The sequence below is a fragment of the Phaeobacter sp. CAU 1743 genome, from assembly GCF_039839315.1.
Taxonomy (GTDB): domain Bacteria; phylum Pseudomonadota; class Alphaproteobacteria; order Rhodobacterales; family Rhodobacteraceae; genus Phycobacter; species Phycobacter gallaeciensis_A.
Genome location: NZ_JBDOQR010000009.1, coordinates 45,834 through 67,929, shown reverse-complemented (window position 1 = coordinate 67,929; position 22,096 = coordinate 45,834). Strand labels below are relative to the sequence as shown.

22 protein-coding genes and 1 pseudogene are annotated in these 22,096 nt (G+C 60.4%); 7 read left to right on the top strand and 16 right to left on the bottom strand.

All coding sequences use genetic code 11. The features are described 5' to 3' along the window. Positions 1-10 precede the first annotated feature (10 nt). Positions 11-400: a 3-hydroxyacyl-CoA dehydrogenase NAD-binding domain-containing protein gene (locus AAFO90_RS05715; protein WP_347508807.1), complete on the bottom strand. Its 390-nt coding sequence runs from the start codon at positions 398-400 to the stop codon at positions 11-13. 105 nt (positions 401-505) lie between these two features. Next, positions 506-1,678, bottom strand: a pseudogene (locus AAFO90_RS05710) (IS3 family transposase). Between the two features lie 432 nt (positions 1,679-2,110). On the opposite strand from AAFO90_RS05710, the gene AAFO90_RS05705 reads away from it, so the two are divergent. The 3 genes from AAFO90_RS05705 to AAFO90_RS05695 all read left to right on the top strand — a co-directional run bounded on the left by AAFO90_RS05705 (position 2,111) and on the right by AAFO90_RS05695 (position 4,759). Then, on the top strand, positions 2,111-2,944 hold the full coding sequence (locus tag AAFO90_RS05705) for an LOG family protein (protein ID WP_347508806.1): 834 nt from the start codon (positions 2,111-2,113) through the stop codon (positions 2,942-2,944). A gap of 3 nt (positions 2,945-2,947) precedes the next feature. Continuing rightward, positions 2,948-4,327, top strand: a complete 1,380-nt coding sequence (locus tag AAFO90_RS05700) for an MBL fold metallo-hydrolase (RefSeq protein ID WP_347508805.1) — start codon at positions 2,948-2,950, stop codon at positions 4,325-4,327. A gap of 72 nt (positions 4,328-4,399) precedes the next feature. Then, entirely contained in the window at positions 4,400-4,759 is a 360-nt protein-coding gene (locus AAFO90_RS05695; RefSeq protein WP_065270492.1) for an STAS/SEC14 domain-containing protein, read from the top strand. An 11-nt stretch (positions 4,760-4,770) separates the two neighbouring features. Here the strand turns inward: AAFO90_RS05695 and AAFO90_RS05690 are convergent, their stop codons facing one another. From AAFO90_RS05690 to AAFO90_RS05645, 10 genes are read right to left on the bottom strand one after another with little or no spacing between them, the layout of a single operon-like run. Beyond that, positions 4,771-5,628, bottom strand: coding sequence for a FoF1 ATP synthase subunit gamma (locus tag AAFO90_RS05690; RefSeq protein WP_347508804.1), 858 nt, complete (start codon positions 5,626-5,628; stop codon positions 4,771-4,773). Beyond that, on the bottom strand, positions 5,582-7,126 hold the full coding sequence (locus AAFO90_RS05685; RefSeq protein ID WP_347508803.1) for a F0F1 ATP synthase subunit alpha: 1,545 nt from the start codon (positions 7,124-7,126) through the stop codon (positions 5,582-5,584). The genes AAFO90_RS05690 and AAFO90_RS05685 overlap by 47 nt, the downstream gene beginning before the upstream one ends. A gap of 3 nt (positions 7,127-7,129) precedes the next feature. Further along, entirely contained in the window at positions 7,130-7,864 is a 735-nt protein-coding gene (locus AAFO90_RS05680; protein WP_347508802.1) for a hypothetical protein, read from the bottom strand. A 2-nt stretch (positions 7,865-7,866) separates the two neighbouring features. Beyond that, entirely contained in the window at positions 7,867-8,112 is a 246-nt protein-coding gene (locus tag AAFO90_RS05675) for a F0F1 ATP synthase subunit C (protein WP_065270496.1), read from the bottom strand. A gap of 13 nt (positions 8,113-8,125) precedes the next feature. Then, a complete protein-coding gene (gene atpB / locus AAFO90_RS05670) occupies positions 8,126-8,794 on the bottom strand; it encodes a F0F1 ATP synthase subunit A (RefSeq protein WP_065270497.1) in 669 nt (222 codons plus the stop codon). After that, positions 8,794-9,081, bottom strand: coding sequence for an ATP synthase subunit I (locus AAFO90_RS05665; protein ID WP_347508801.1), 288 nt, complete (start codon positions 9,079-9,081; stop codon positions 8,794-8,796). The genes atpB and AAFO90_RS05665 overlap by 1 nt, the downstream gene beginning before the upstream one ends. Then, positions 9,078-9,365, bottom strand: coding sequence for an AtpZ/AtpI family protein (locus AAFO90_RS05660; RefSeq protein ID WP_065270499.1), 288 nt, complete (start codon positions 9,363-9,365; stop codon positions 9,078-9,080). The genes AAFO90_RS05665 and AAFO90_RS05660 overlap by 4 nt, the downstream gene beginning before the upstream one ends. Next, complete coding sequence (locus AAFO90_RS05655; RefSeq protein ID WP_274833440.1) at positions 9,362-9,820, bottom strand: F0F1 ATP synthase subunit epsilon; 459 nt, start codon at positions 9,818-9,820, stop codon at positions 9,362-9,364. The genes AAFO90_RS05660 and AAFO90_RS05655 overlap by 4 nt, the downstream gene beginning before the upstream one ends. After that, complete coding sequence (gene atpD / locus AAFO90_RS05650; protein WP_347508800.1) at positions 9,817-11,271, bottom strand: F0F1 ATP synthase subunit beta; 1,455 nt, start codon at positions 11,269-11,271, stop codon at positions 9,817-9,819. Before atpD ends, AAFO90_RS05655 begins: the two co-directional genes overlap by 4 nt. Position 11,272: 1 nt before the next feature. Beyond that, positions 11,273-12,148 carry a universal stress protein gene (locus tag AAFO90_RS05645; protein WP_347508799.1) on the bottom strand — a complete coding sequence of 292 codons (876 nt, stop codon included), beginning with the start codon at positions 12,146-12,148 and terminating at the stop codon, positions 11,273-11,275. A gap of 218 nt (positions 12,149-12,366) precedes the next feature. Between AAFO90_RS05645 and AAFO90_RS05640 the strand changes: the two genes are divergently transcribed. From AAFO90_RS05640 to AAFO90_RS05625, 4 genes are read left to right on the top strand one after another with little or no spacing between them, the layout of a single operon-like run. After that, on the top strand, positions 12,367-13,326 hold the full coding sequence (locus AAFO90_RS05640; protein WP_347508798.1) for an HlyD family efflux transporter periplasmic adaptor subunit: 960 nt from the start codon (positions 12,367-12,369) through the stop codon (positions 13,324-13,326). Beyond that, positions 13,323-14,261, top strand: coding sequence for an ABC transporter ATP-binding protein (locus tag AAFO90_RS05635; protein ID WP_347508797.1), 939 nt, complete (start codon positions 13,323-13,325; stop codon positions 14,259-14,261). The genes AAFO90_RS05640 and AAFO90_RS05635 overlap by 4 nt, the downstream gene beginning before the upstream one ends. After that, a complete protein-coding gene (locus tag AAFO90_RS05630; RefSeq protein ID WP_065270505.1) occupies positions 14,258-15,403 on the top strand; it encodes an ABC transporter permease in 1,146 nt (381 codons plus the stop codon). Before AAFO90_RS05635 ends, AAFO90_RS05630 begins: the two co-directional genes overlap by 4 nt. Continuing rightward, on the top strand, positions 15,400-16,779 hold the full coding sequence (locus tag AAFO90_RS05625; RefSeq protein ID WP_347508796.1) for an MFS transporter: 1,380 nt from the start codon (positions 15,400-15,402) through the stop codon (positions 16,777-16,779). The genes AAFO90_RS05630 and AAFO90_RS05625 overlap by 4 nt, the downstream gene beginning before the upstream one ends. A gap of 126 nt (positions 16,780-16,905) precedes the next feature. Here AAFO90_RS05625 and AAFO90_RS05620 read toward each other — a convergent pair whose 3' ends face one another. The 4 genes from AAFO90_RS05620 to AAFO90_RS05605 form a co-directional block, all read right to left on the bottom strand. Next, positions 16,906-18,399: a globin-coupled sensor protein gene (locus tag AAFO90_RS05620; RefSeq protein ID WP_347508795.1), complete on the bottom strand. Its 1,494-nt coding sequence runs from the start codon at positions 18,397-18,399 to the stop codon at positions 16,906-16,908. Positions 18,400-18,811: 412 nt separating this feature from the next. Next, the gene (locus AAFO90_RS05615) at positions 18,812-20,212 is read right to left on the bottom strand and encodes a TRAP transporter large permease (protein ID WP_065270508.1); all 1,401 of its coding nucleotides are present in this window, start codon (positions 20,210-20,212) and stop codon (positions 18,812-18,814) included. 9 nt (positions 20,213-20,221) lie between these two features. Further along, positions 20,222-20,893 carry a TRAP transporter small permease gene (locus tag AAFO90_RS05610; protein WP_274833432.1) on the bottom strand — a complete coding sequence of 224 codons (672 nt, stop codon included), beginning with the start codon at positions 20,891-20,893 and terminating at the stop codon, positions 20,222-20,224. An 81-nt stretch (positions 20,894-20,974) separates the two neighbouring features. Beyond that, the gene (locus AAFO90_RS05605; protein ID WP_065270510.1) at positions 20,975-21,991 is read right to left on the bottom strand and encodes a C4-dicarboxylate TRAP transporter substrate-binding protein; all 1,017 of its coding nucleotides are present in this window, start codon (positions 21,989-21,991) and stop codon (positions 20,975-20,977) included. Positions 21,992-22,096 lie beyond the last annotated feature (105 nt).

The window sequence follows — 22,096 nt, the reverse complement described above, 5'->3', positions numbered from 1 at the left end:
TTCGCGCCTGTCAGTCCGCGGTGCTGAGCGACAGACCCAGAAGCGCGCGGCGTTTCAGCCAGAGGCTGGGGCGGTAGCGTTCCGACCCGGTCGTGGATTGCAGTCCTTCCATGATCGACAGCACCCGGTCTGCGCCGACCTTGTCGCCATACTCCAGCGGGTTGAACGGGTAGTTGAGTCCCATGGTCATAGCCTTGCCCATTGCATAGGTGGCATCGACCACGCCTGCATCGGTGGCCGCGCGGCCGATTACCTCCACCAGCTTCACCAGCGGCACCGGGTTGAAGAAGTGCATGCCGACCACGCGGGCATGGTTTTCGCAGTTCTTGGCGATTGAGGCGATAGAGAGCGAGGAGGTGTTCGACGCTAGGATGGTGTCCGATCTGACGATGCCGCCCAACTCCCCAAAGAGTGAACCGCCTCGGGTTTACCTTAGCCTTCAACTCCTTAGTAGGAAGAAGCCACAATGGACCTGTCGCGGTTTTGTGCCGCCCCAAGTGCTCGTTTAAGCCACCTTGCGTTCGAAAGCGACCGGGCTTTTCCAACCCAATGCTGAGTGTCGGCGGCGTGGATTGTAAAAGCCGTTTATGTATTCGAAGATTGCCATCTCAGCCTTGCGTCGTGTCTCCCAAGGATGCCGCCAGATCAGCTCTGCCTTGATCGTCTTGAAGAACGTCTCAACAGCCGCATTATCGTAGCAATTACCTTTGCCAGACATCGATACCTTGAACCCGTGCTGGCGCAGGATTTTCTGATAGTCATAAGAACAGTATTGCGATCCGCGATCCGTGTGGTGGATGCAGCCTCTGGGCGGTGTTCTGAACGCAATGGCCATTTCCAACGCACGGATCGCCAAGTCCCGCTTCATCCGATTGCTGACCGCCCAGCCAATGACACGGCGTGAATGCAGGTCCAGGATCACCGCAAGATAAAGCCCCCCCTCTTGGGTCCAAACATAGCTGATGTCACCGGCCCATTTCTGGTTCGGCGCGTTGGCGGTGAAGTCACGATCCAGCAGGTTCGGCGCAATGTTGAACTTGTGATCGCTGTCTGTGGTGACCTTGTGTTTACGGGTTCTGACGACGGATATACCATTCTGGCGCATCAATCTGCCAACCCGGCGATGTCCGACGTCCAAGCCGATTTCCTTCAGCTCTTCCGTCATCCGTGGCCTGCCGTAGCTGCCCAAGCTGAGACGAGATTGTTCCTTGATATGCGCCAGCGTCACCAGATCGGACCGCTGCCTGCGACTGGCCGGTCGGCTGCGGAACGCCCGCAATCCTCGCGTGCTAACGCCGACGACATCGCAAAGACGATTGGTTGGAAAGTCGGACCTGTGTTCTTCGATAAACCTAAACTTCATTGCTTTAGGCCCGCGAAGAACTGGGTGGCCTTCATCGGGGAAACGCCCCACCGGGGCCTTTACTGATCCTCTTCAGTTTAGAATTTCCCTCTCCTCCTTGAGGAGCCGGATCTCACGTCGAAGCCGGTCATTCTCTTTTGCGAGGTCCAAATCCTCTTGCGACACCACATCCGTGTCTCGATGTGCTGTGATCCACTTATTCAGTGTCGACATACTGACACCCAAATCATCAGCCACCTGTTTGCGCTTCAGTCCACTGGTCAGTGCAATGCGCACCGCATCCTTACGGAATTCGTCCGTCCGTTTCAGTCCCATAGTTCATCTCCTTTGTTGCAGTAAATGCTATCAAAGGAGCGGCATCAAACCGCGACAGGTCCAGTCTCTCCGCCATACCCCCCCTTAGATGCTCACTTTTCAGACTTGGTTGTGGCTGGATTTCGTTGCCATTTCAGGCGACCATGTGGGCGTGGCCCAGCGCCGGGCGTCTACGTCTCCATGGCTAAAAGAGCGGTCACATGAACGCTCCACGCCATTGATCTTTGTCAACGTGCTGGACCTGTGGGCTGCGATAATGCCCCAGCGCCCGACAGAGCGGGCGCCCTGCGGAGGCACAGGGTGAAACACAGATCGAAACAATCGCATAAACCGGAGCCGGCGCACCCCGAGCGGCGGCAAACGGACCTGCCTTGGAAAACCCCGAAGCCCTCTCATGAAGATCCGGAGGCTCTGTCTCTGGTCCAGGCGATCATGAGGTCACCAGAGTACAGGCGCGCGGACGAGGACATCGATTACCTGCAAAGTGAAGACACCCGCGGCGTCCGGCTTCAGTTGGACTATCTCAAGGCAGAACGGCTCCTTGAGCACCATCGGATCAAACACTCCATTGTGGTGTTCGGAAGCACCCGGATCCCGGAGCCGAAAGCCGCCCAGCGCAAGGTGGCAGAGCTCGAGGCGGTTCAGAACGGTCCTTCAGAGCACTGGCCTTCGGGCCTTGAACGCGATCTGAGGATCGCAAAGCGCCTTCTGGACAAAAGCCACTATTACGAGGTTGCGCGTGAATTCGGACGCATCGTCGGGGCACAGGAGCAAACGAACGGCGACAAGCTGGCACTGGTTACGGGCGGTGGGCCGGGCCTGATGGAAGCCGCAAACCGCGGTGCGCATGATATGGACGCAACAACCGTGGGACTGAACATTACCCTGCCGCACGAGCAGTTCCCAAACCCCTATCTGACCCCCGGATTTTGTTTCCGGTTCCACTATTTCGCGATCAGAAAGCTGCATTTCCTGCTCCGGGCACGGGCCCTGGTGATCTTTCCGGGCGGCTATGGCACGCTTGATGAGTTCTTTGAGGCCCTCACCCTGATCCAGACTCGTAAGATCGCGCCGATGCCGCTGATCCTGGTCGGGGAAGACTACTGGCGCGGCGCCTTTGATCCCGAATTTTTGGTCGAAGAGGGTGTCATCGCCCCCGAGGACCGGGACCTTTTCTGGTTCGCCGAAACGGCCGAGGAAATCTGGGAGGACATCCAACGCTGGTACGCCCGTGCCGGAAAATCCATCGTCGAACAGGAGGAATAGAGGATGCAGATTTCGTTTCACGGCGCCGCTGGTACTGTCACCGGGTCCTGCCATTTGGTGACGGTTGGCAACCTCAAGATCCTGGTGGATTGCGGCATGTTTCAGGGCGGCCACGAACTCAAGGAAGAGAATGTCGGCGACTTCGGCTTCGACCCTGCCTCTATAGACGTCCTGCTGCTTACCCATGCGCATCTGGATCATTGCGGACGCATTCCGCTGCTGGTGAACCGGGGCTTCCGGGGCGACATCATCTGTACTGCCGCAACCCGGGATCTGGCCCGGCTGGTCATCCTCGATTCCGCGCATCTTCACGAAGAAGAGGCGCGTCGGCGGCAACGGCACTCCGAGAAAGGGCACAAACATCAGCCGCTCTATGACACGCTCGACGCGGTCATGAGCTTTGACCACTTCAATCGCATCGCTGACTACGGCGTGCCCATCCGCCTCGGGCACGATGCAAGCGCCATCTTCTATGAGGCGGGCCATATCCTCGGCTCGGCCAGCATCCTGCTTAGCGTCACCGAGGACGGGCGCAATCGCCGCATCCTGTTCTCGGGCGATATCGGCCCATCGGACAGGCCGTTCCTGAGCAATGCTCAGCCGCCGGGTGATGCGGATATCATCGTGATGGAAACCACCTATGGCGATCGCGATCACCGCTCGCTTGAGGCCTCGGTGGATGAATTACTCGAAGCCATCTCTGATACGCAGGCACGGGGCGGCAATGTCATCATTCCAACCTTTGCCCTGGAGCGGGCGCAGGAGCTGCTCTTCTTCATGAATGAAGGCATCAAACGGGATATCCTGCCACAGGATTTGAGGGTATTTCTCGACTCCCCAATGGCGATTTCGGCCACAAAGATCTTTCGCAACCATCCCGAGGCGATGACCCGCGAAATCGCGGAGCAGATCCGGTCGGGGCAAGATCCCTTTTCACTGCCCGAGTTGGAATTCACGCGTGAGACGGCAGAATCGATGCAGCTCAACCACATACACTCTGGCGCGGTGATCATGGCGGGGTCGGGCATGTGCACGGGGGGTCGCGTCCGGCAACACCTGAGGCACAACCTCGCCCATGAAGAATGCAGTGTTATTTTCGTCGGCTTCGCTGCCGAGGGCACGCTCGCGCGTATCATCATCGACGGCGCTCAGTCGGTGAAACTGTTCGGCGATCACATCCCGGTCCGGGCTCGCATCCACACGATCAACGGATTTTCCGCCCATGCAGGCAAAAAGGAATTGCGCGCCTGGCATGAAAAGAACCGCACGCCCGACATTACCTTCCTGATCCACGGGGAAGAAGACGCGCGAAAAACCTTTGCAAAGGGCCTTAAATCGGAGCGGATCGAGTTTCCGACCATGCATCAGAGTTTCGAAATCTGACGGCGCGCCGGAGCGAACCCGCCATCGGCGATGCCCGCCGAACAGACGCAATGCAGAAAGGACCGCAGGACGATGCTCAAAATCATGAACGAAAGCGAAGGGCCCGTCGTCGGTATACGGGCCTCCGGACTTTTGCACGAAGAGGACTACACCACTTTGTTGCCCGAACTCGAAGCGCGTTTTGACACCTACGGCAAACTGCGCCTCCTGTTCTTCGCGGACAGTGGTTTTGAAGGGTGGGACATCAGGGCCGCCTGGGACGACATGTCTTTCGGGCTAAAGCATGCCTCGGATTTTGAACGTCTCGCCCTTGTCGGCGCGCCCGATTGGGTCGTCTGGTGCCTCAAGCTCAGCGCGTTCCTGATGAAGGGGGAAGTCAAGGTGTTCGATGGCGATGCGCTTGATGCCGCCTGGGCTTGGGTGCGGGCTTAACCCTGTCGGCGTTATTTGCCTTCGACCGCCTCGGAGCCAACGATGACATCGAGCATGTCCGATGTCGTCTGCTCCTGCAGGGCCTGCCGTTCCTCTCTGCGCAACTTGTCGAAACGCGAGTCGATATTGCGCGTCGCCGCATCCATGGTCAGCAGCCGCACATTGTTTTCACAGGCAAGGCTTTCCATCAATGCATGGGCGATCTCGGCAAAGAGATATTCCCCCGCGAGCCGGTCCAGCAGCTCTGGCGTGGGCAAATGGTGCAACGGCGGCGCAGCAGCGGCATTCTGCGGGGGATCTGCCGCGAGCGGCAGGACAGGGCGATGCACGACCGCGTAGGTGCCGCTTTTCTCATGCTGGGCAAAGACCACCCGCGCGTGTGTCGCTCCCATCAACCGGTTGGTCGCCCGCCGCGCAAGTTGCGTCACACCGCTCACTCGCGAGGTCATCGGCAGCGCGATCTCCGGCTGCATGTGCATCTCGCCCGCCAGGATCTGACCGCGCCGCCCGATCAGCACAAGCCTCTCTTCTGGCATGCGGATCTCTTGCACATGCTCCATGATGCGCGTGTTGAAGCCGCCCACGAATCCGTTTTCCGAGGTGATCACCAGCAGGACAGGCGCGCCAGTCTCGTCTGGTGTCTTGCGCCCAGGCAATTGGCTAAGGCTCGCGATCGCGCGGTCCACCGTGGCACAGAAAGCCTGTGTGCCGATCAGCGCCTCCTGAGCTTCGCGTGCCCGCACAGCCGCCATGGACCGCATCGCCGTGACCAGAACGCCAAGCTGCCCAAGGCTTTCGAGCCGGGCCTCTATGCGGGCAAGTTCAACCACCTGACGCGCCCTCAGCGCCGTGGATGCGGTTGAACTCATCCGCGCAGGACCTCGCGAACTCACGCAGCGCATCGCGGGCCTCATCAGAGAGCGCATGCGTTTTGTCTATTTCGGCTACCACATTGGGGCGCTGGCTTGGCAGGCGCTGCGCCAGCATCTCCCGAAACTTGGGAATATCCGGCAGCGGCATCTCATCCAGCATACCGTCGGATATGGCCAGCAGCAGGGCAACCTGTAGCGACAGCGGCAAGGGCTGGTACTCGGGCTGCGCGAGGATCGCCCTTAACCGACGGCCATGAGCGATGGTTCTGGCGGTCTTGTCATCCACCATCGCACCAAAACGGGTGAAGATTTCCAGCTCAAGGTATTGCGCGTAGTCCAGCTTCAGCGATTGGGCGAGAGACTTGATTGCCTTGGCCTGCGTGGCGCCACCGACGCGACTGACACTCAATCCGACGTTCACCGCGGGCTTTTGCCCCTCATAGAACAGTTTCTGCCCCACGATGATCTGCCCATCGGTGATCGAGATCAGGTTGGTGGGAATATAGGCGGTCAGGTTCTCGGCCTGCGTTTCCGCAATCGGCAGGGCCGTCAGCGAGCCGCCACCAAGATCGGGCGCCAGTTTCGCAGCCCGTTCCAGCAAACGCGAATGCAGGTAGAAGACATCGCCGGGATAGGCCTCGCGCCCCGGGGGCTTGCGCAGCAGAAGCGACAATTGTCGGTAGACCATCGCATGTTTGGTCAGGTCGTCCATCACCAGCAGCGCATGCTGGCCCCGGTCGCGAAAATATTCGGCGATGCTACAGGCCGCAAAGGGGGTGATCCACTGCGCCCCGGGCGCGGCATCAGCGGCCCCCACAACGAAGATGCAACGATCAATGGCCCCATGCGCGCGGATGGATTCGACCACGCGCGACACGGTCGAGCTTTTCTGCCCGATGGAGGCGTAGATGCAGACGACATCGGTGTCGCGCTGATTGATGATCGTATCGACCGCGATCGAGGTCTTCCCCGTCTTCCGGTCCCCGATGATGAGCTGACGCTGCCCCCGCCCAAGGGGGATCATCGCGTCGACCACGGTCAGGCCAGTCAGCAAGGGTTCGGTGACAAGATCCCGATCAACGATGCCAGGCGCAGGTTTTTCGATCGGATCATACCGCGCCGCGACAACCGGCGGCCCACCATCCAGAGGTTCTCCAAGCGGTGATATGATACGCCCCAGCAACCCGTCGCCAACCGGAACCCGCGCGATAGTCCCGGTGTTGAAGACCCGGCTGCCTGCGGTGATTTCCTCATAGGGCGACAACAGCACGCAGCCCAGGCTGTCTTCGGCGATGGTCATCGCCATTCCCATGCTGCCATCCTCAAAACGCAAAAGCTCATCAAGACGCGTCTGCCCCAATCCCGAAACATGCGCGACGCCGTCCCCGATCTGCTCTACGCGTCCGACCTGCTCCAGCTCAGGCGCAAGGCGGTTCTGCTCCAGCCGGTCGCGGGCGCCGGATATCCAATCAGAAAGCGGGGTTTCCAGAACCATGGCTCAGACCTCCAGCGCCTGCGCGGCGCGTTTCAGCCGGTCGGCCACGGAAAACCGCAGGGCGGCATGTGGGAAATGCAATTCCGCCCCACCAAGGATCTCGGCCTTTTCAGTGAAAACCACGGCTACGTCCGCCCCAAAATACTTGGACAGGCAGGCATTCCAGGCCACCTTCTCCTCACCCGAGAGGCCATGAGCCGTCATCACGGTCATTGCAGCATCCTTGGCCTGCAGGTCGTCCTTGAGCTTGTCGAGATCGCCCTGTGCCAGACCGTCAAGATGGGCCTGAACCTGCGCAAGCGTTTCCGGAACTGTACAGGGACCACGAAGCGCCACCCGCGCCAGATCTGTCGCAAGCGCCTCAATCTGATGTTTGAGCGATTGCAGCGCCTGATGTTTGTCCTCTTCGATTTTTGCACGCGCGTCTGTCAGCAGCTGCGCTGCCTCTTTGCGCGCCGCCTCAAGGCGTTTATCTCTTTCGGCCTCTAGGGATTTGTGAAAGGCGGCTTCCCGTTCCTGCCGCTCTGCAGCGAGCTGCGCAGTCTTGTCCTCATAGGTGCGCCGGACGGCCTGCGCTTCTTCCAGTTGGTCCTTGGCCGCATCGCTTGCGGCCTTGTCCGCCGCTTCACGCTCTTCGATGATCCTGCAGATCGGACGATAAAGGAACCGGCTCAGAAGCCAGATGACGATCAGGAAGTTGACCGTCTGAAGTCCCAGTGTCCACCAGTCGATCTGCATTCTCAGCCCACAAACGGATTGGCGTAAAGAAGCAGCAGCGCGATGACGAGACAGTAGATCGCCATGGTTTCGATCATGGCGAGGCCGACAAACAGCGTCCGCGATAATGTCGCGGCGGCCTCTGGTTGCCGGGAAATTGCCTCCATCGCCGCAGCGATGGCACGCCCCTCGCTATAGGCGGGCATGATCGCACCGAATGACACGGCGACCGCCGCTCCGATGACGCTGACATGTTCGATATAGTCCATGATTTCCCTTTCCTTATGTCTCGACCGCGCCGACAGCGGCAGCGATGTAGACGGCGGCGAGAACGGTGAAGATGTAGGCTTGGATTATCCCGATCAGGATCCCGAGCAGCAGAAACGGGACCGGAACCAGAAGGCCGGTCAGAAACACCACGATGGCCAGGACGAACTCGTGGCTCATCATGTTGCCGAACAGGCGGATCATCAGCGAAAAGGTCCGCGTCAGCTCCGACAGGATATTCAGCGGCAGAAGAAGCGGGCTCGGCTCCAGATAGTGCCGCAGATATGGCCCCGTGCCGCGAATCTTCAGACCGTAGAAATGCACCGACAGGAAGACGATCAACGCCAGCGCGGCGGGCGTCTCAATATGTCCGGTGGGCGGTGTGGCACCGGGCAGCACAGCCGCAAGATTGGCAAGGCAGAGGAACAGAAATAGTGACCCAAGCAGCGGCAGGAAGGGCCAGGGATCACGCCCGAGGATCTCGCGCAGCTGTTTCACGATGGCGAGCAGCACAACTTCGAGCGCCGCCTGAACAGGGCCGGCATCATGGGCGGGTTTGCGCAAGGCGATGCCCAGGAACGCTGCCATGGCCAGCATCAACGCCCAGGTCGTGACCACGGCGCGGCTGATCGGCACCGGGCCGATGTGAAACAGGATATCGGGCAGCAGCGGGCTCGCGTCCATCAGCCCTGTCCTTTGACCCGCCGGATGGCGATCATGCGCGCCGCGATGAACCCCAGCAGCGTCAGGATCAGCGGCGCCGTGCCCTGCATGGCCGCCAATGCGAATGCCCCGGTCGCCAGCACCAGCCGCAGGACAACGAACACCGCCGCGCAGCGCCATCCCGCATCAGCTTCGATTGCCGCAACCGTCCGCCCTAAAAGGACAAAATAGACAGCCCCCAGGACGAGGCCCGCAAGCAGCCAGGGAAGCAGGTTCAGGAATTGGCTCAACAAAAGGTATAATGTCATTTCTCATTCATCCTGTGCCATGCAAGGAAAAAGCCGAAACAGGCGCCCGCAAATGTCAGGGCGCCGCTGAAGGTAACACCGGTGCCCAGCTTACTATCAAGCCACCGGCCCAAAAAAACGCCGAGCAGCGTTGGCGCGACGATGAGCCAGCCCAGCGCGCCGATCATCGAAAGGTTCTTCCACAGGGGACGTTCGCCCTCCTCCTGCCATTTCTGGCGCCGGTCCTGGGTTGTGCGGATGACCTTCAGCATTTCATCGCGTTCGTTGTTGTCCGGATCACTCATGATCGCGCCTCCCCTGCCCCCGGGCTGGCCCCGGCGTCCAGTCGTGGCGTGGTCGTCTCCTTGCGCGCGCCCCGCAGCAACCGTTCGATCTGGCGCATCGTGGCCAGATGCAGGCGGTGTTCGGATTTGCGCGTCACATCTTCGTCGCTGTCCTCGCGCTGCAATTCCGCAATCGCGCTGGACCCGAGATCGGAAAGCTGATCCTCGCGCCAGGCGCCGCGGGCGGCGATGTCGATCCTGCTCCCGCCCTGCACCGTGAGGATCCCGCCCCGGATTACAACCACTCCGGAACGCGTCTTGGTCCGCCAGCTGACAACCGAAATTGGCAGGACCGTCAGGAAATCCGCATGTCCGGGCTGGATACCAAAGGCGCCGGTATCGTCGCTTGCACGGACCGAGACGATGTCATCGACCTCCTCGACAATCTCCGTAGGGGTGGCGACGACAAGTTTCATGTGCTCTGCCGCAACTTGGCTTGCGCCGCCCGGGCGTCTTCCAGCGTGCCCACCATATAAAGCGCGCTTTCGTCCCAATCGTCGGTCTCACCGTCCAGAATGGCCTCGCATCCAGTCAGCGTGTCTTCAAGACTGACCGAGACCCCGGCCCGTCCGGTAAATTGTGAGGTCACGACAAACGGCTGCGTCATGAACCGGATCAGACGCCGCGCGCGCCCGACGGCCTGCCGGTCCGTCGCGCTCAGCTCGTCGATCCCGAGCAGCGAGATGATCTCCTGCAGTTCCCTGTACTGCTCGATCAGGCGCCGCACCCGCTCGGCCGTATCATAGTGGCGCTGACCGATAATCAGGGGATCGTGGAGCGATGAGCTTGAGGCGAGCGGATCAATCGCGGGATACAGACCTTCGCTGGCCATGTCCCGGCTGAGCACGATGGCACTGTCGAGATGGGTGAAGGTTTCCGCGACCGCCGGATCGGTGAAATCATCGGCCGGAACATAGACCGCCTGGATCGAGGTAACCGCTGCGCTGCGGACCGAGGCAATCCGTTCCTCCAGCTCTGCGATTTCCGTCGCCAGCGTTGGCTGATAGCCCACGCGCGACGGCAAACGCCCCAGCAGACCCGAGACCTCTGAACCGGCCTGAACAAAGCGAAAAACATTGTCGATCAGGAACAAGACGTCCTGCGCCATTTCATCTCGGAAATACTCGGCAACGGTGAGGGCAGAGAGCGCCACGCGCCAGCGCGCACCGGGTGGCTCGTTCATCTGACCAAAGACCAGAACCGTTCTGTCGATCACGCCGGAGCGTTTGAGGTCGAGCCACAGCTCATGTCCCTCGCGGGACCGCTCACCAACCCCGGCAAAGACCGATTGCCCCTTGTAACGGTCAGCGATGGAGCGGATCAGTTCCATGATCAGAACGGTCTTGCCAACCCCGGCGCCACCGAACATGGCGGCCTTTCCGCCGCGTGCAAGCGGGGCAAGAAGGTCGATCAGTTTGATTCCGCTCGAAAAAACCTCGGTGCCTGCATTCTGCACCGACAATAGCGGGGCGCGCCGGTGAATGCCGCGGCGTGGCGTGCTTTCGGGCAGGTCCGGCCCCTTGTCGATCGTCTCTCCGACCACGTTAATCATACGGCCCAACACCTGCTCTCCAACTGGCACAGTGATCGGGCTGCCGGTCGCCAGGACAGGCATTCCGCAGGCCAGCCCCGCCGTTTCATGAATGGCAACGCAGCGCACATGGGTCGGGTCGGCGTGTTGTTGTACCTCCAGCAGCAGTTTGCTCGGGCGGTCCCACTTTACCTCAAGCGCGCTATTGATCTTTGGCAAATCGCCCTCTGCAAAGCGCACCTCAATGACGGAGCCGTCAATGCGGGAGACGGCCCCATGCGCGCCTGTGCTGTCGCTTGGCGAGGGTGTCTGGATATCTGCTACGGTCTCGCTCATCTCAATGCATCATAAACAGAGAACGTTGGGCATGGTGTATCATATAGCGCGTGACGCCTCCGAAAATCGCCTCCCAGCTGCGGAAATGACCATATCCACCCATGACGATCAGCCCGCAGTGCAGATCGACTGCGGCTTCTGCCAGCACGGCACCGACGGGCTCGGCGCCCTTGCGGCGGGTCTCGACCGTGCAGGGAACACCGTGCCAGGCAAGATGGTCGCGGATACTGTCGCTGTTCGGCTGGTCCTCGTGCGGGTCCGCCACGTGCACGAGAAAAACCTCCTGCAACGGCAAACCACTGGCGAGCCAGGCCGAGATCGCCCGCACGCAGGCGCTGCTGCCATCCCAGGCAATCATGACGCGGGATATATCTACCTGCTGGCCGTCTTCCCCCGGCAGATAGAGCACCGGGCGCCCTGACCGCAACAAGGCAGCCTCCAGAACATTATCCGCCATCAGAGTGTATCTGGCGGTCTCAGACGTAAAGATCGTCGCATCTGCGCGTCTGGCCAGGGGGGTAATCATCTCCTGCGGCTCCCCCTTGATCCGGTGCCATGCGCCGCTGGCAGTCGACGCGAGCGACGGTTTTTGCCGCAGCTCCAACTCAGCCTCCTTACGTAGCTTGGCAAACATCCGGCGCGACGCCTCGGCCGCGCTGCGCCCGTGATCTTCCATGCGGTCTCGGATGTCGGACAAAGGACCGTCCTGTTCGGTCGGCTCAATGCCCGTATAGATGAATGTCTCTTTCGGGTCCGGAAGCAGAAAGACCACGTCCAGATGGCAGGGCAGACGCTTGGCCAGGGTGATGGCCCGGCTCAGGCTTGACGGGTCATAGCGCCCCGGTGCAATCGGCATCACGATGTTCCGCATTGCCATGTTTTGTCCCTTTACCGACGCGGCCTTATCCCAGGAGACCACCAAAAAACTGGGATCGCCTCCAATTCCCGACCGACGATAAAGCGGTCCTGCGCCTACGCTTTGACATAAATCAGGGATCGCAGCTGCCGCCGTTCCTATGGTCGCGCCTATGTACCTGACGTTCAAAACATGTGCAGACTGGCTGAGGCTGTCATGACGGGGAGACCGGCATCGCAATGATGAGTTTCATGGTGCAGGCGACACGGGCGCTCTTCGCCCTGCCTCTTCTAATTCCGTCTTGTCAGGGACCCGATACGCATGTGGCGCTGGGCGTGCTTGCGCGCGAACGCGTTGCTCTCACCGCGACCGCCAACGAGATCATAACCGAATTGCCCGTCGCCGAAGGTCAGAGCGTGACGGCGGGGACGGTTCTAGTCCAACTTGATGACAGGCTGGCGCAAGCCAACCTTGATGTGACGCTGGCAAACCGGGCGCAGGCGCAGGCCGATCTGGAGCGGCTGCAAACCGGCGCGCGCGAGGAAGAAATCGCGATTGCAAAATCCCGGGTCGATGGAACCCGGGCCGTCTATCACGAGGCGCAGAGTACGGTCGAGCGCAACAGCCAGTTGCTGAAACGCGGAACGATCACGCAGGCCAGCCTTGATCAGGACATCGCGCGGCGCAATGCCGCCCTGGCGGAACTGCGAAGCGCCGAACAGGCCTTGCTGGAAATCGAAACCGGCGCGCGCGAAGAGGACATTCGCATTGCCGAGGCCAAGCTGAGAGCCGCCGATGCGCAGGTCGCTGCCGAGCGGATCCGGCTGCAGAACCTCACAATCGTCGCATCCCGTGATGGCATTCTCGACAACCTGCCCTGGAGCCTCGGAGAGCGCGTGCCGATGGGCAGCCCGGTGGCAATCCTGTTGACGGATGATCGACCCTTTGCCCGGATCTATGTTCCGGAACCCGCCCGGGCAGGCCTCAAGATCGGCGCAGGAGTGCAGGTTGAGGTCGATGGGATCGAGGGCCGCTTTTCCGGCACCGTCCGCTGGATCAAGTCCGAGCCTGCCTTCACACCCTATTACGCCTTGAACAAGGAACAGCGCAGCCACCTTGTCTATATGGCCGAAGTGGACATGCCACCGCAGGCCGGTGATCTTCCGGTCGGATTGCCCGTGACGGCCTATCTGCCATGAGCGGAGTTGTGGTGGAAACCCATGGGCTGACCCGCATGTTCGGGACCAAGACGGCGGTCGACAAGGTTGATTTGAAGATCACCAAAGGTACGGTCTACGGCCTGCTGGGCCCAAACGGATCGGGCAAAACGACCGCCATGCGCATGCTGCTTGGTTTGCTGAAACCCACCGCCGGTGAGGCTCTGGTTCTGGGTACGCGGCTTCCGGGCAATGCAGAACCGCTCAAACGCCACATCGGATATATGACGCAGGGTTTCACGCATTACCGCGACCTGACCGTTCTGGAGAACCTCGGCTTCATCGCCGATATCCACGATTTCGGCGGCCACCGAAAACGCGCCCGGATCAAAGAGCTGCTGGATACCTACGATCTGGCCGCGCAGGCCGATAAATTTGCCGGTGAGATGAGCGGGGGGCAGCGCCAGCGTCTTGCGCTGGCCGCGACGGTTCTGCATCGGCCCGAGTTGTTGTTTCTGGATGAGCCCACTGCCGCGGTCGATCCGGAAACACGGCGCAGTTTCTGGGAACAGCTGTTTGATCTGGTCGAGGGCGGAACCACGATCATCGTTTCCACCCACCTGATGGATGAAGCCGAACGCTGCCACCAGATCGCGATCCTGGATCAGGGGCGAAAACGGGCAGAAGGTGCGCCACGTGATCTGATGGCGCGCGTGCAGGGGCGCGTCATCGAAGTCTCGGGTCCGGACCTGAGGCCCGTCCGCCGCCATCTTTCGACCACCACAGGTATTTTGTCGGTGGCGCAGGTCGGATCGCGGCTGCGTGTGCTTGTCGCCCCGGAAACCGATGATCCGCAAGCGACGGTGGCGGCGGCCGTTGCGGAGTTTGCAGAGACCCAAACGCAGCCCACGCGCCCCAACCTTGAGGACGTGTTCGTGCTGGCCACAGGGGAAAGAGCCGCGGAGAGGGCGGCGTGATCTCCTACCGGCATATCCTCGCCATCATCCGCAAGGAGTTGCTGCAACTGCGTCGGGACCGGCTGACCTTTGGAATGATTGTGATGATCCCGCTGATCCAGCTGGTCCTGTTCGGCTATGCGATCAACACGGAGGTGCGCCACATCCCCGCCGCCATCGTCGATCAGAGCAATACGGACGTCAGCCGCGCGCTGGTGCAGATGGTAGAGGCCACGCAGGTGGTCCGCTTTGAAAGCCGGTTCGCCACGGTGGCCGAGGCCGAAGGCGCGATCATGCGGGCCGAAGTCCGAGCGGCCTTCATCATTCCAAAGGACGTCAGCCAGCGCCTTGTCCGCAATCCGGCGGTGGGCGCACGGTTTTCCCAGGGCGCAACGGACACCACCGCGCGCCCCGTCGCCCAATGGATCGCGGATGGGTCGGACACGCTGGTGGCCGGCGCGATCCGGTCCCTGCGCACCATGCCGCTTGAGGCGCTGCTGCGCCAACCATCGACCCGTCCCACCCCCACCTTTGAAGTCGCCTTGTTTTACAACCCCGAGCAACGAACCGTGGTCAATATCGTGCCCGGTCTGGTCGGGATCATCCTGACGATGACGATGATCATGTTCACCGCCGCGGCAATCGTACGCGAATCCGAACGGGGCAATATGGAGATGCTCATCGCGACCCCCATCCGTCCGCTGGAGCTGATGATCGGGAAGATCGTGCCCTTCGTCGGGATCGGCCTGATACAGGTTACCATCATCCTCGGGCTTGGATGGGCCTTGTTTTCGGTCACCACCACCGCGTCGGTCTGGACCTTGCTGGTGGTGACCCTGCTTTTCATCATCGCGAGTCTGTCGCTTGGGCTGGTCATCTCCACGATTGCCAAGAACCAGCTGCAGGCGATGCAAATGACGATTTTCGTGCTGCTGCCCTCGATCCTTTTGTCGGGGTTCATGTTTCCCTACGAGGGCATGCCGGAAGGCGCGCAGCGCTTGGCCGATCTGCTGCCGGTTACGCATTTTCTGCGGATCATCCGCGGCGTCTTTCTACGCGATGCCGGATTGGCCGACGTTCTGCCCGACGCTGCCTGGTTGATCGGCTTTGCGGTGCTGGGAATGACCATTGCATCGCTGCGGTTCAGGAAAAGGCTTGATTGAATGCAGATGCTTGGAAACATGACACCGCAGAGAAGGGCGATGTCGAAACACGCCAAAGGAGCGGATCAAGGCCGATGATCGTGCAGCAACAGACCGGCGCAATTCAAGACCCCGAACTCAGGCACCGCATTATGGCGGGCTTTATCGGCAATGTCGTGGAATGGTACGACTTTGCGCTTTATGGCTATCTGGCGGGCATTATCGCGCCGGTGTTCTTTCCATCCCAAGACCCGACCGCAGGCCTGATCGCCACCTACGGTATCTTCGCGGCCGGTTTTCTGATGCGGCCACTCGGGGCGGCGGTCTTTGGCTGGTTCGGAGATCGCTATGGGCGCGCACGCACCATGCAGATCTCGGTAGCTATGATGGCGCTTCCGACCCTGTTGCTCGGCTTGCTGCCAACCTATGCGCAGGTCGGCGTTCTGGCACCGGTGCTGCTGGTTCTGGTGCGGATCCTGCAGGGCATTTCTGTCGGAGGCGAGTTTTCCTCCTCTGCGACCTATCTGGTTGAAACCGCACCGACGGGACGGCGCGGTCTAACCGGCAGCTGGGCGAATATCGGCTCCATGACTGGATCGCTCCTGGGTGTCGGCGCGGCCGCGCTGGCCACTACCCTGTTTGATGCGCAAACCATGCAGGACAGCGCCTGGCGCCTTCCGTTTCTGGGCGGAGCATTGCTTGGCGTTACCGCCATCCTGATGCGGCGCAACCTGCATGGGTCCGAACGTTTCGGCCAACATGACGCCGCACGCGAGGATACCTCTCCCCTCTTGCAGGCCTTCACCACCAACCTGAAAGAAACCCTCCTCGCGCTGGGTTTTGCTGCCAGCTATGGGACGTGCTTTTACATCACCTTCGTCTACCTGCCGGAATGGCTGTCACGTCAGAACTTGGTGGAGCGCAGCACAGCCTTAACCATCAACACCGCCATGACGATTCTAGTCATCCCCCTGATGCCGCTTGGCGCCATCGTCGGGGACAGGTTCCTCGCCCGGCGCACGTGGATCGCCGTGGCACTATTGGGGCTGGGCCTCTTGAGCTGGCCAATGCACCTTTGGATGCTGCAATCTGGTGGCGCGATGCTGCCGGTCGTGCTGTTCCATCTGCTTGCCTTTGCCCTGCTTTCGGTTCCGCTTGGCTCTGGCCCGGCGTTGTTCGTAGAGATGTTCCCCGAAGAGGATCGCCTGTCTGGATATTCGGTTGCGTTCAACCTGGGGGTCGGCGTGTTCGGGGGCCTCACGCCGATGATCGCAACCAGCTTGATCGCCAGCACCGGGATCGCAACCGCCCCCGGGCTTTACATGATGCTGGCCTGCGCACTCGCAGTGGTCTGCCTGGCCTTCGTTCCGGACCGCAGCCGTGCCGCGTTGCGCTGAGGCAAGCACCGTCAACCTGCGAGGCTTGTCCGCAGAGTTCGCGCCGATCACGCGTCGCTTTGGGTTATCGGGCGCCCTCTTCCGGGCTTTTCTCCGCCCCCACGGTCTACAGGCCGGGCATGAGCCTCAGTACCCGACGGCGCGCGGCATGAACTCCAACGGAGCCTCCGACAGGCCCGCCCTGGTGACTCCGATAGGCACTGGTGCGTTCCCTGACACCCGGAAGGTTCCGACCAGGTCCGACAGCACCTGTGTATCCTGCTGCAGGGACATGATGGCGGCAGCCGTTTCCTCGACCATGGCCGCATTCTGCTGCGTCACGGTATCAAGCTGCGACACGCCAACCGAAATCTCAGACAGACCAGTCGATTGAGCCCGCGCCGAGTTGACGATATTTGCCGTCAGCCCCGAAACCGTCTCAATCTCCTGAACAATACTGGTAAGCGCGGCACCCGCCTGATCCACCATCGCGACGCCTGCATCGACATGCTGCGTGCTGGACGTCACGAGGCTTTTGATCTCTTTTGCGGAATTGGCGGCACGCTGCGCCAGTCCCCGCACCTCGGAGGCTACCACGGCAAAGCCACGACCGGCATCGCCTGCACGGGCCGCCTCGACCCCGGCATTCAGCGCCAGCAGGTTGGTCTGGAAGGCGATATCGTCGATGACGCTGATGATCTGGGAAATCTGCACCGATGACTCCGAAATCTCGCGCATTTTCAGGACCGCCTGTTCGGCGACCTCATTTCCTGTTGCGGCGTTGTTCCGGGTGACGAGAACCACCTCTTCCGTCTTTGACGTCGATTCCGTTGAGGAACGCATGCTGTTGTTGATCTCTTCCACCGCCGCGGCGGTTTCTTCCAGCGTCGCCGCCTGGGTTTCGGTCCGGCGGGACAGATCCCCAGCAGACTGGCTCACCTCGCTGGCCACGCGGTTCAGATTGCCGGTCGAATCCTGAATGGTAACGATGATATCCCGCATAGAGCCCATCAACTCGTTGAACGACTGGCGCACCTGATCGTAGCGTGCGGGGTAGTCGCTTTCATCGGGGCCGGGGATGCTCTGCGACAGATCCCGTTCCGACATCCGCTTAATTCCGTCACTAAGATACTTAAACGCCGTGTCCTGTTCTGCCTTCTGCGCCGCGAAATAGGCCTCAATTACCTGATAGGTGTCAAAGGCAAAGGCACGGGTCAATGTGCCAAGGATTTCCCCATGTTTGCGCTTGGCGAATTTACCCAAAAGCGCCCCAGAGCGTTCCAGCAAGCGATGCTGAATATATGCATTGGCCCGCGAATAGCCGGAGAGGTACATCGAAAAGGGCAACTGGATCTTGAAATGCACCGTGCCGACACGTTCGGCTGAGGCGAAGTAGGCCTCGTCAAAGGTACCGGACAGAAGCCGCTGCCAGTGCTTTTTTTGCGCGGACCGGGCGTGGGCCATCACGCTGTCGTCCGGAAAGAATTGCGCGATCTCGGGATCTGCGACCGCGAACGAATAAAAATGTTCGAGGGCATCATCAAGGATCGGCATGACCATCTTGCCAGCCCGAACCAATTGTTCGTGGTCGTTCCCCGTCAAAGCAAACTTTGCAAGGGTATCCTGAGTGTCACGCACCATTGTTTGTCCTCACTACAATTTACAAGATCTCATCGTGATACAATTTTTCACGATGAATTTGCGGAATTAGCGCCTTCAATATTTAAGATTTAGACAATTGTGTTTCTCCGATCAAAAGTGCAGATGCGTGGCTGTAACATCCAAAAGGCGTAATCAAGCGCGCTTTCGCATGTGGATTGGGATGTCTACTTACTTTTCAAAAGGATAACGCTCAAAAAATGAGCAGGCAGCAAAGTGATCGCATTGCGACCGCAGTTTCATTTATCGTACATTTAACGATCGCACCGGCGTTTCGAATCAGGAAAAGCCAGTACCCCAAGGCATACCCGCTACCCATTTTCCGGCTTTCAAACAAAAAACCGCCCCTCACAGAATGAGGGACGGAATGCTTTCTTTGTTCTGCGGTTTGCGTTTATCCAGCCAGCGATGGCAGGTAGAGCACAATCCCCGGGAAGGCGACCAACAGCGCGATGGTGATGGCATCGGCGATGAAGAAGGGTGTCACGCCCTTGAACACGTCCTGCACCGTCAGGTCATCCCGTACCCCGGCCACAACAAAGCAGTTGAGCCCGATTGGCGGTGTAATCAGGCAGAACTCAGCCATCTTCACTACCAGAATGCCGAACCAGATCGCACACATGGTGCCGTTCATGCCGAATGCACTATCCGCAGCCGACACGGCTTCGCCGCCGTTCAGCGCCATCACCGCCGGATAGACAACCGGCAAGGTCAGCAGCAGCATCCCGATGGCGTCCATGAACATCCCCAGCACCGCATAGGCCAAGAGGATGCAGATCAGGATCAGCATCGGCGACATCTCAAGTGAGGTGATCCAGTCCGAAAACGCGCCCGGCAGATCGGCAAAACCGAGGAAGCGCACGTAGATCAGAACGCCCCAGATGATCGAGAAGATCATCACCGCCAGTTTCGCGGTTTCCAGCAGCGCCGACTTGAGCTCGGCCCATTTCATGCCGCGCCACAGCGCCATCAGGAAGACCACAAAGGCGCCGAGTGCGCCCCCTTCTGTCGGGGTGCCCCAGGCTTCGCCAAAGGGATTGTAGACAAAGAAGATGATGATCACGACCACGAACATGATCGGCAGCGCGCCCGGCAGGGCCGCAAACCGCTGCTTCCAGGTAAAGCCTTTGACCGGTGGGCCGACGGTTTTGAAGATCATCGCGATGCCGACGATCAGCAGCCCGTAGATCACCGCGGAGAAGGCGCCGGGGATAAAGCCCGCGAGCAACAGCTTGCCCACGTCCTGTTCAACGATAATGGCGTAGATCACCAAGATCGCCGAGGGCGGGATTAGCGAGGCCAGCGTGCCCCCTGCTGCCACAACGCCAGCCGCGAACTGCTTGTTATATCCGATGGCCAGCATTTCCGGGATCGCGATCCGCGCGAACACCGCCGAGGTCGCAACAGAGGCGCCAGACACGGCGGCGAAGCCGGCAGTCGCAAAAACGGTCGAAACCGCAAGTCCGCCCGGCAACCAAGCGATCCAGCGTTTGGCTGCCTCAAACAGCGCCTTGGTCAGACCTGCGTAATAGGCCAGATAGCCGATCAGGATGAAGGTCGGGATCAGCGACAATGCCTGGCTTGAGACCTTGGAATGCGGCACCTGTCCGGCGGTTTTAACGGCAATGGTCAGCGCCTTTGTAAAGCGGGAGGGATCATAGCCAAACTTGGCCCAGAAGATCCATGTCAGCCCCACCAGACCGGCCAGAGCTGCGGCAAAGGCAACGCGCATGCCGGTGACGACCAGGATCAGCAGAAAACCCGTGACCCACAGGCCGATTTCAATCGGTTCCATGTGCTTTTCCTATCCTTGAGAGTTTCGGCTGTCGGCGCTGTCGCCGGGCGCGTCGTCATGGCCGGTCAGCATCTCTGCCTCATGGGCGGCCTGCGCGGCGGCATCCTGAATCAGCGGCACAGCTGCCGGAGCGTCCAGCCCCAGAACCAGCGCCCGCCCATAGGCCCAAACCTGCAGCACAAGACGCAAGCACAGAACCGAGAAGGCCACCGGCGCCAGCAATTTGGCCGGCCAGAGCGGAATACCGATGTCGATCGAGCTGTCACGGCTCCACAGGGGCGCGGCGAAATCGAACGAACGCGCAAAATGCGCCCAGCTGCCCCAGACGAGGCAGATCATCAACGCAAGGATCAACAGCACCGAGAACAGTTCGAACAGCCACAGGGCCCGGCCGCGCAGGGCGCCGATCACGATATCCATACGGATATGACCACCTTCGCGCTGCACATAGGCAATGCCCATGAAGGCGATCAGCGGCATCGCCTGTTCGATCCAGTCGACATACCCCGGCAGCGGGGCGTTAAAGGCATTGCGCCCGCCCACAGAAACCACTGCCAGCACCATAAGAGAAAAGACCGCCAGACCGCTGATCAGCGCCAGCACCTGTTCGACCTGCAACAAACGTCTGTCAAGACGACTGACAAGACTGTCGTCTTCCAATACCGCGGCGTTTCCCGCCATGGCCCCCACCTTTCATTTCAAGAGAACGGAAACAAAAACAGGCCGGGAGAGTGGTCCCGGCCTGCTCCTGCAACGCGGGATTTAGTTGCCCGCGCGTGTGTCTTCCAGAGTTTTCATCACCAGGTCATAGAGTTCCTGGCCCGGAATGCCCTGAGCGGTCATGTCCTTGATCCACTGTTCACGGATCGGGTCGGCAGCCTTGGCGCGGAACGCGGCCAGCTGTTCTTCCGAAATCATGACTTTCTCAACGCCTTTTTCTTCCAGCACGCTGTCCCATTTGGTCAGCAGCTTGCCGTAGTTGTCGAGGTAATGCGCAATCGCCTCGTCAACCGAGCTGTCCAGGGCCTCACGCTCGGCATCGCTCAGCATGTCGTAGGCGTCGGTGTTGACCACAACCGGGCAGTTCACGGTGCCGGGGTTCAGGTTCGCGGTCCACCAGTCTGCCTTGTTGATGGTGCCAAAGGACAGATGCGCGTGCTGCGCAAAGGCAACCGTATCAACAACGCCCGATTCCATCGCGTTATAGGCTTCGGTCGCAGGCACCGAGGTCGGGACCCCGCCCACGGCTTCGAAGGCCTTGCCCAGACCACCGGTTGCGCGCACACGCATGCCGTCGAATTCAGCCAGTTCGTCGCGTGGCTCGCCGGTGCCGACCAGGTTGTACTGGGGCATGGGCGAAGTCATCAGCAGCTTGGCATTCCAGCGCGCCAGATCCTTGGCAGCGGCGGGATGCGCATAGACAGCGTGGCTGACGGCAACTTCTTCGGCCAGGTTGTTCACGCCCAGGAACGGCAGCTCCAGCACGGTGATCGACGGGTTCTTGTCGCGGTGATAGCCGGCGCAGAACTGTGCCATTTCGAAGGCACCGATCGAGATCCCGTCCAGGTTCTCACGCGGTTTCGACAGGCCGCCATAGCTGACGTTCATGGTAAAGGCGCCATCGGTCTTTTCGCTGACCAGTTCGGCCAGTTTCTCGACATGCTCAGTGAAGGCGCGGCGTTTGCCCCAGACCGACACGTTCCATTCGGTCGCGGCAGCCTCACCGGCAATCGCAAATCCCGCGGCAGCCGCCACGGCGGCAGTCAGAAGTTTATTCATGTTGTATCTCTCCCATTCTGCGTTCCTTGCAGTCGTGGACATTGTCCTTTGGAACGCTTGCGCAGTAAGCTACCTGTAAGGCGGCGCACTGCCAAGCCCCGGCCC

Coding starts and splice junctions, on each gene's coding strand:
- AAFO90_RS05705 (WP_347508806.1), top strand. CDS start 2,111: ATGAGGTCACCAGAGTACAGGCGCGCGGACGAGGACATCGATTACCTG.
- AAFO90_RS05700 (WP_347508805.1), top strand. CDS start 2,948: ATGCAGATTTCGTTTCACGGCGCCGCTGGTACTGTCACCGGGTCCTGC.
- AAFO90_RS05695 (WP_065270492.1), top strand. CDS start 4,400: ATGCTCAAAATCATGAACGAAAGCGAAGGGCCCGTCGTCGGTATACGG.
- AAFO90_RS05690 (WP_347508804.1), bottom strand. CDS start 5,628: ATGAGTTCAACCGCATCCACGGCGCTGAGGGCGCGTCAGGTGGTTGAA.
- AAFO90_RS05685 (WP_347508803.1), bottom strand. CDS start 7,126: ATGGTTCTGGAAACCCCGCTTTCTGATTGGATATCCGGCGCCCGCGAC.
- AAFO90_RS05680 (WP_347508802.1), bottom strand. CDS start 7,864: ATGCAGATCGACTGGTGGACACTGGGACTTCAGACGGTCAACTTCCTG.
- AAFO90_RS05675 (WP_065270496.1), bottom strand. CDS start 8,112: ATGGACTATATCGAACATGTCAGCGTCATCGGAGCGGCGGTCGCCGTG.
- atpB (WP_065270497.1), bottom strand. CDS start 8,794: ATGGACGCGAGCCCGCTGCTGCCCGATATCCTGTTTCACATCGGCCCG.
- AAFO90_RS05665 (WP_347508801.1), bottom strand. CDS start 9,081: ATGACATTATACCTTTTGTTGAGCCAATTCCTGAACCTGCTTCCCTGG.
- AAFO90_RS05660 (WP_065270499.1), bottom strand. CDS start 9,365: ATGAGTGATCCGGACAACAACGAACGCGATGAAATGCTGAAGGTCATC.
- AAFO90_RS05655 (WP_274833440.1), bottom strand. CDS start 9,820: ATGAAACTTGTCGTCGCCACCCCTACGGAGATTGTCGAGGAGGTCGAT.
- atpD (WP_347508800.1), bottom strand. CDS start 11,271: ATGAGCGAGACCGTAGCAGATATCCAGACACCCTCGCCAAGCGACAGC.
- AAFO90_RS05645 (WP_347508799.1), bottom strand. CDS start 12,148: ATGGCAATGCGGAACATCGTGATGCCGATTGCACCGGGGCGCTATGAC.
- AAFO90_RS05640 (WP_347508798.1), top strand. CDS start 12,367: ATGATGAGTTTCATGGTGCAGGCGACACGGGCGCTCTTCGCCCTGCCT.
- AAFO90_RS05635 (WP_347508797.1), top strand. CDS start 13,323: ATGAGCGGAGTTGTGGTGGAAACCCATGGGCTGACCCGCATGTTCGGG.
- AAFO90_RS05620 (WP_347508795.1), bottom strand. CDS start 18,399: ATGGTGCGTGACACTCAGGATACCCTTGCAAAGTTTGCTTTGACGGGG.
- AAFO90_RS05615 (WP_065270508.1), bottom strand. CDS start 20,212: ATGGAACCGATTGAAATCGGCCTGTGGGTCACGGGTTTTCTGCTGATC.
- AAFO90_RS05610 (WP_274833432.1), bottom strand. CDS start 20,893: ATGGCGGGAAACGCCGCGGTATTGGAAGACGACAGTCTTGTCAGTCGT.
- AAFO90_RS05605 (WP_065270510.1), bottom strand. CDS start 21,991: ATGAATAAACTTCTGACTGCCGCCGTGGCGGCTGCCGCGGGATTTGCG.